6 protein-coding genes and 1 pseudogene are annotated in these 7,432 nt (G+C 53.2%); all 7 read right to left on the bottom strand.

The window, feature by feature from the left end:
- Nucleotides 1-79: 79 nt before the first annotated feature.
- A complete protein-coding gene (locus H5U36_07755; GenBank protein ID MBC7218016.1) occupies nt 80-1,405 on the bottom strand; it encodes a hypothetical protein in 1,326 nt (441 codons plus the stop codon).
- Nucleotides 1,402-2,226 (bottom strand): ABC transporter permease subunit, encoded by an 825-nt coding sequence (locus tag H5U36_07760; GenBank protein ID MBC7218017.1) that lies wholly within the window; start codon nt 2,224-2,226, stop codon nt 1,402-1,404. The genes H5U36_07755 and H5U36_07760 overlap by 4 nt, the downstream gene beginning before the upstream one ends.
- Nucleotides 2,223-2,939, bottom strand: coding sequence for a hypothetical protein (locus tag H5U36_07765; protein ID MBC7218018.1), 717 nt, complete (start codon nt 2,937-2,939; stop codon nt 2,223-2,225). The genes H5U36_07760 and H5U36_07765 overlap by 4 nt, the downstream gene beginning before the upstream one ends.
- Nucleotides 2,936-3,883, bottom strand: coding sequence for an ABC transporter ATP-binding protein (locus H5U36_07770; protein MBC7218019.1), 948 nt, complete (start codon nt 3,881-3,883; stop codon nt 2,936-2,938). Before H5U36_07770 ends, H5U36_07765 begins: the two co-directional genes overlap by 4 nt.
- Nucleotides 3,884-4,098: 215 nt before the next feature.
- Complete coding sequence (locus H5U36_07775; protein ID MBC7218020.1) at nt 4,099-4,854, bottom strand: creatininase family protein; 756 nt, start codon at nt 4,852-4,854, stop codon at nt 4,099-4,101.
- Nucleotides 4,851-6,265 (bottom strand): annotated as a pseudogene (locus H5U36_07780) (trimethylamine methyltransferase family protein). Before H5U36_07780 ends, H5U36_07775 begins: the two are co-directional and overlap by 4 nt.
- Nucleotides 6,262-7,353, bottom strand: a complete 1,092-nt coding sequence (locus H5U36_07785; GenBank protein MBC7218021.1) for a Gfo/Idh/MocA family oxidoreductase — start codon at nt 7,351-7,353, stop codon at nt 6,262-6,264. Before H5U36_07785 ends, H5U36_07780 begins: the two are co-directional and overlap by 4 nt.
- Nucleotides 7,354-7,432 lie beyond the last annotated feature (79 nt).

The following is a 7,432-nucleotide window of genomic DNA, read 5'->3' on the forward strand; positions in this document are numbered from 1 at the left end:
GGGAACCTCCGCCCATCTGCCTCGCAGAGGACCACAAAGCGGTTCAAACGGTCAAGAAAGAACGCTTCCTGGAACACAATTAAGCTTCAACCCGAGCTCTCCTGCTTACCACAATCCCTGCCCCTACTATAAGGGGGATAAGAGCCAAAAAGTAAAGGTACATGCCGTGCTCTTTTCGCAAAAGTCTGATTGTGCGCTCACTCTTGGGAAGGGGCATCTGGTCTTCTCCGGCTACCACCTGAATGGTATAGTCCACCTTGGGGAGTTCAGGACCAAGGACAACTTTATAGCTCTCAAAGGTCGGTTTGTAACCCCGCTTTTTCAGGTCCTCGTCGTAGTCCACAATCTCGTAGCCGAGCTCAGGCCCGGGAATCTGCTTGACGAAGTAAGGAGCCCGAGTCACCGCTTTCAGGACTTCTTTCCCACGACCAAAAAGCAACATGGCGTCTTTAACGGGATCCACATGGACCCATTTCCAGCGCTCAATTCTCCCAATGTTTTGCGGATCCTGGAGCTTATTGTGGTAGAGTTCGTTGTACTCCTCCTGCGTGAAGGGGTTAAAGTAGAGCTCGTTCTTCCCCACTCCATGGATAATCCAGGAAGGGTCATCACAGTTCTCACGTCTTGTCCAGCGGTTCCCCGGGATAATCTCGTAGCCTATTCCTCCCTTTCTCCGGGAAGTGAAGACCACGAGCTTCTTCTCGCTCCCCTCAAGAATGGTCCCATCATCAAGCCTCACCCGAATCTCATAGTGGCCAGGAGGAAGGTTCACGACGAAACCCGTAGCCGGCTCAGAAACGTAGAAATCCACAAAATCCGGGGGAGAAGGTTCCTTGGGGACAGGAATGTTCAGGGGTCCTGTTTCTCCGGCTTCCCTGCGCCGGCGGACCTCTTCGAAGAATTTATTCAGTTCCTCTCGGTACTTCTGCATGGCCTCGTAGTACTCTTTGAGTTTCTGGTTGAACTCATCCATGGCTTTCTTGTACTTCTCGTGAGCCGCGTCCGCCTCTTCGTTGAGGTACATAATGGTTTTCTCGGAAAAGTAACCCTCAGGGTAGTAGAGAACGTACTTCTGTTCCTCGAGGGTAGCAATGACCTTCCCTCCCTGGAGGATTTCGAGCTTACCAGGAACAGCCTCGTTCAGGGTGCTGAAGCCAGCCATGTACCGGCGGGTAATGGGCCAGTAGTAGACGACCGTCTTGCGGGGAACCACGATGTTGTTCGTATTGGCAATGAGGTAGATTGTATCCTCGCTTTGGGGCGCGAAGCTCTTGCTGTACGTGGACCCATTGAAGGAAGTCAGTGAGTAGACGAGTTGCTCCCGTAGCGGCGGTTGAGCCAAAGCCACCCATCCGGAAAGGACCAGTGCTCCCACAAGGAGAAGAAAGACGAACCGGCGCATCACGCCTTCACCCCCTTCTTGCTCATCACGTATACCGAGAGGAACATGAAGATGAGAGAGTACACCAAAGCGTACACGATATTGGCAAGGTAAAGGAGGGGGTTTTCAAGAACCACGCTGTCAAGCCCTCGGCTGAGGTAGGCAAAGGGAGAAATCCAGCTTATGCCTCGAAAGACATAGGACATTGCCTGGCGAACGTAGAGCATGGGAACAGAAAGCGACTCCTTTTCAAAACCCAGAAGGGCATTGTACGCGAACTGAATGGCAAGAAAGCTCCCCAGGACAGCCACCAGAGCAAGAACAGAGCTCCGGATGCGCCCCGTAAGAGTGGAGATGAAAAGACCAAAGCTCACCACGCAAGAAATGAGGAAAATGCTCATGATGAGTGCCTTGACAAGGCCCATCGTAAAACCGATATTGGTGAAGGCACTCACAAGGTAAAAGTAGACGGCTGTAAATCCCAGGGCCACAATGCCAAGGCAAAGGTCCTTGAAGTACTTCCCCCAGAGGAAGCTTCCTGAAGTCACAGGACCGTAGAAGAGGACCTCCAGGGTCCCCTGCTCTCGTTCCCGGGAGATGGAAATTCCAGAAATAATCACGAGGTAAAGGGAAATGATGACCAGGGTAATGTAGAGGGGATAGTTGAGGGGATAGGCAGAGACCAAGATGTCCTCTTCACCAATGCTATCGAGGAAATTCTTGAGGATAAAGGACGAGACGAAGAACGAGGCAAAGAGAGCCACGTAGTACCCGAAACTATAGAGGGAGTACAGGAAATCTCTCTTGAACAGTACCTTCATAACCCTTAAGGCGCGCATATTCACTCCTCCCTCTTCTGGAGTTCCACGTCTTCAACGAACTCGGTGAAATCCCCTTGCGGGGTATGGAGAACAACCTCTAAAAGACCGTAGTGTTCCTTCTCCCGGTCAATCTGGATTTTATCCCAGGGGATGAGCCCCTTATTTCGGGCAAGGTACGCCTTCGGATCCCAGAAAAGCTCAATCGGTCCTTCGTAGAGGAGTCGGCCCCGGGAGTAGTTGTCCTCATCTCCTTCTCGGACATAGAGTTTCCCTTCGAACTTGAGAGGCATCCCTGGAAAATCGGAAATTCCAATACCTTTGGAGTCTTTGAAGCGAATTTCGATTTCAATTCCCCGGTCGGTTGGATCGGCAAAGCAAATGATTCCCGCAAGATCCGGGATTTCTTTACCTTCCATGGTGAAGTTGAAAGTATTCACACCACGCTTTATCTCGAGCTCCTGGGAGAAGGGATAGTAGTACGGAGCCTCGGCCTTGAGAACATGCTTTCCAGGGGGAATCTTCGTGAGCTGGTAGTCTTTACTCCGGAAGAGAATATCCGAGCGTCCGTCGATGGTGATGGTGAGTTTTCGCACCACGTCCTGAGAGTAAAGGTCCACAACGGTTCCTTTAAGAATGCCGTAGTTCACCCGGGTGGTGAAGTACGCAACCGCAAAGAGTACCGCAACAAGCACTCCAATGCTCAGGGCAACAATGCCTCCAGCTCGTAAACGCCTCATGCGTTTCCCTCCCCCTGGGCAAGAAGCGAAATATTCTGCTGGGTAATGGTGATAAAGGCATCCTCAAGGCTCATTTCCTTTGCCTTCATGGTGAGCACCAAGAATCCCCTTTCGTACAGGAACTGGGAAAGATCAAGGCGGTAATCTCGCTCCGTTTTGAGGTGGACCTCAAGCCTATTCCCGTCGATAGTGAACCCCTTGACAAAGGGTAACGTAGAGAGCTCCGGAGAGAGGCCTTCGGCGTTCTGAGAAACCTCGATTTCCATGCGGATGGTGTCCGTCAGACGGCGCTTGATGTTGTCCATGGTGTCCTCAGCAAGGAGCTTCCCCCGATTGATGATGGCTACCTTTTTGCAGAGACGTTCAACCTCAGAGAGAAGATGCGACGACACAAAAACGGTTCGTCCCCTCCGGTTCTCCTCCTCTATGAGATCGCGAATCTGTTTGATGCTCGTGGGGTCGAGATTGGCCACCGGCTCGTCAAGAATTAAAAGCTCCGGATCATGGAGCAACGCCCGGGCAAAGGCAAGCTTCTGCTGCATACCTTTTGAATACGCACCGAGTTTCTTATTCCGGTCGTTCCGGAGACCCACGGCCTCAAGGAGCTCATCAATGCGCCTTTCTACGTTGGGAACCTCGTAGAGCTCGCCAAAGAAGGTCAAATACTCCTGGGCAGTCATTTCCTTGTACAGGTACTGGTTCTCTGAAACAACACCGATACGCCGCTTCACTTCGACGTTATTCGGTCGCAGCTCTTCTCCCAAGAGGAAAACCTTTCCGCTTGTGGGAGGGATGAGGCCAAGAATCATCATAATGGTTGTAGTTTTCCCCGCACCATTCGGTCCCAGAAACCCGTAGATATCCCCTTTCTCCACCCGAAGATTGAGGTTATCCACCGCCCTGAACCCGTTGAACTCCTTGGTAAGGTTGACCGTCTGAATCATGTGCCCGTCATCGACCTCCTTTCGGCAAACAATCCCTCAAGAGAAATATTCGGGGAATCGAAGAAGAGTTCCAGAGGGAACCGGAAAAGAAGCGGAGGAATATTCTCTCGTGGATGCTTGATTTTTCGAGATGCACAGAGTATCATCTTCTGCGGTTTGGGTGCACCCGGGGAGTCAGCCGGGACAAAAGTCTAAGACTCCCCAGGCCCCCCTCCTTAGTGCCGCTTTGGAAGTGCTGCAAAAACTGCCTCTATTTCTATTATAAGCTTTCCACAGGACTCGACAAGCTCCTCGAGAAGATTTTTTCCAGTTTCCTCTGTAGCTTCAGAAGGATTTCCCCACACACCGCTCAGTGTTGCCCGGAAAAGTGACCCAGGATGGGTTAAAAAGTACGCAAGGTGGATCGGGGTTTCTAAGGACAGGCGGTTGAGGAATTCGGCTTCCATCTTCTCCCGGTTCACGAGTTCCCCGCAAATCGCAAGGCACAATGCGGTTTCTCCAAAACCGGCATGGAGCCCCTTTCCACCCTCGGTGAAAAGAGAAGCGGACTCCCCAGAAAGCCCTTCCCAGTACGAGAGGGCGTACGCAATGGTTCCCTCAGGGAAAGAAGGAAAGGCCTCGGCAAGGGCGTAGGCAATGGCGTACAGGTTATCGTAATGGCCGTTCAGGAAAACAATTCTCTTCCAGCCACCCTGGGCAAGGGAACAGGCAATATCCCGAATGACCCCAAGGTACGTGTCCAGGGAGAGCTCGATAACTCCTGGAAAACCCCGGTGTGGATAGGAGAGACCGAAAGAAAGCGGCGGCGCAACAACTGAATCGTACCGTTCAGCTATTCTCTTTGCCACCTCAAGGACACAGAAGGTATCTGTCCCCGTGGGAAGGTGAGCCCCATGTTGCTCCGTTGACCCACAGGGAACAATGACCCGACACCCTTTTTCTCTCCGCTCTTCAATCTCCCAGGCCGTCATTTCACTCCAGAGAACCCTCGGCATTGCCTTCCTCCTCACAAAGTGCATCGAGCTCTCTTTGCTTTTCTTCCTCAAGGAGGGGCAAGGAAAGGGCAAGAATTTCCCGAATCATTTCGCGTGCCCTTTTCAGGATTCCCCTCCCGGGATCAAAATTTCCCCTAAAGCTCAGGGACGGAATCCAAAGTTCCTTTCGCAGGAAACTCACAGTGTGCTCGAGAGCCAGGAAAGACCCTTCACGCACCCCCAAAGGAACCACAGGAAACGCCAGGGCCTCTTCGTCCACACTCAGCCCCCGCATAATACGCTTGCAGAACCCGATGAGTTCGTCATCGAGAAGGAGCTGCTCAAGACTTCCTCCCTGGTCGCTCCCCACAATGCCCATGTGACCGAAGGTAGAAGCCCCGGAGAGCATGCCCATAATGAGGGTTACACCCTTCTCCCAGCCGTTTTGGGGGTCGAAGGCACAGCTATCGGTGAGCCCGGCATTGACGTACACCGGAAATCCATAAAATGCACCGATTTCAGCCATCGCCAGACTCAAAAGCCCCTGTTCTGGAGAACCAAAGGTTATACTCCCTGTCCTTGGGTCGAAAACGTGAGGGATTCCCCCGTAGCACACGGGTGTCCCAGGACGAAGGAGTTCCGTAATGACAATCCCCGCAAGGATTTCGGCATTCTCCTGGGCAAGGGTCCCTGCTAAAGTCACAGGACCCGTGGAACCCGCCTGGACCATGGGACCAATCATGACCGGAAGCCCCAAAGACGTGGCCTCCTTGAGAATAGCAAGGCCTTCCTGAGGGAACCGCAGAGGACTGATGGGCTCAAGAAAGGCAAAAAGACGGGGATTTTCCTGGGCAGCTTCTTCCCCACCGGCACATATGGCACTCATGGCAAAGACCCGACGGAAATTCTCCCTCCTTGAGAACCAGAGGAAAATCGGCTTATCCGTCCGGGCAAAGAGTTCTCGAGCCATGTACACCTCCCGGAGGGTATCGGGATACTCCGAGGGCATGGCCAATCCCCCAACGACGTCAATGTGGGGAAGGTGGTGGGCAAGATGCACCGCCCGGAGGAAATCTCTTCCACAGGGTTCTCGTCGTACACCATCCTCAAACCAGGCAAACTGTCCCGGAGAGGAACAGAAGACCATTACCCCTTGCGCGAAAGTCACCGACCGCTTCCCATCCCTCCCGTAGAGCGAGAACGACCTCCCCGCTTTCTGCACGCATTCCTCCACAAGAAGAGGAGGAATGAGAACCCGACCGTTTCTCTCCCTCGCTCCATGGTCGCAAAGGAGGGCCACAATCTCCTCGTCAGGAACAATCACCCCAATTTCTGCAAGAATAGAACAGGAAACCTCGTGAATCCGGGCAATCTCCTGGGAGCCGAGAAGGGTGATCTTCGGTCTCATTGCCCTTTTAACCAGAAATCGATGGGCTTTTTGGCCCCTCTGGCCTCGAAAGGAAAGACTATCTTTCTCCCCTCTCCGGCCGATGCATAGGCAGCACAGATAATTTCAAGAACCGCCCTTCCATCCTCTCCCGTCTCTTTCGGCTCTTCAAGCCCCATAACGCAGCGGGCAAAGTGCTCCATTTCTTGAGGGAACCCATAGTTCCAGATTTCCTCGTAAATTGTGAACGTCCACCCCTTCGTTGTGGGAGCCTTTTCCACTGCATATCCGTATCCGTACTCGCTGTACGTCACAAGGGAAATCCCCATGTGGAGGACGGCGTACGTCACTCCCCCCTCACCGTAAATCTCTGCCCGGTCGTCCATTCCTCCCCGTTTGGCCCAGCTGTTCTCAATGATGGCGTATGCATCGTTCTCGAACTCCACGATGGTTACCGCTTCGTCATCGCCTCGAGTCCTATCCCTGTGGACATAGGTTCCAAGGTGGGCGAAAACGCTCTTCACCTTTGGTTTCCCAAGGATGAAGCGGGCAAACTCAATCCCATGGCATCCCATGTCCATAAGGACGCCGCCACCAGAACGTTCCACATCCCAAAACCAGTCCGAATGGGGCCCGAAATGCTTCTCGCTCTGCTTCACAAGGTAGACCTTCCCCAGAGCGCCCTCGTCGACGAGTTCCTTGGCACGCACGTACTTCGGTGTAAAGCAGAGCTCCTCCGCGTAGAAGAGAAAGACCCGGTTTTCCCGGCAAGCCCCAATCATGCGGTCCGCTTCTTCGAGGTTCATGCAGAGGGGCTTTTCACACACCACATGTTTTCCACTCTGGGCTGCGTCGATAGCCATCTGGGCATGGAGGTAATTCGGGGCGCAGATGGTGACCATGTCGATGTCCTTGTCCTCGAGCATCCGGCGGTAATCGGTGTACCACCGGGGGATGCGGAAACGCTGCGCAAAGGACTCAACGTGTTCTTTCGTGGGTGAAGCTACAGCCACAACCTCGGCGACATGGGGAATCTTCTGAAAGGCGATGGCGTGGATTTCGGCCTCAAACCCCGACCCGATGATGCCAACGCGAACCTTATCTGGCATGCTCCTCCCTCCTCAAAAAGACAGGGAGGGCTTAAGCCCTCCCTGTCTTTTTTCATTTATTCTTCGGGTTGTTCGGGCT

Origin of the sequence: Candidatus Caldatribacterium sp. (assembly GCA_014359405.1) — a bacterium.
Lineage (GTDB): Bacteria > Atribacterota > Atribacteria > Atribacterales > Caldatribacteriaceae > Caldatribacterium > Caldatribacterium oleiphilum.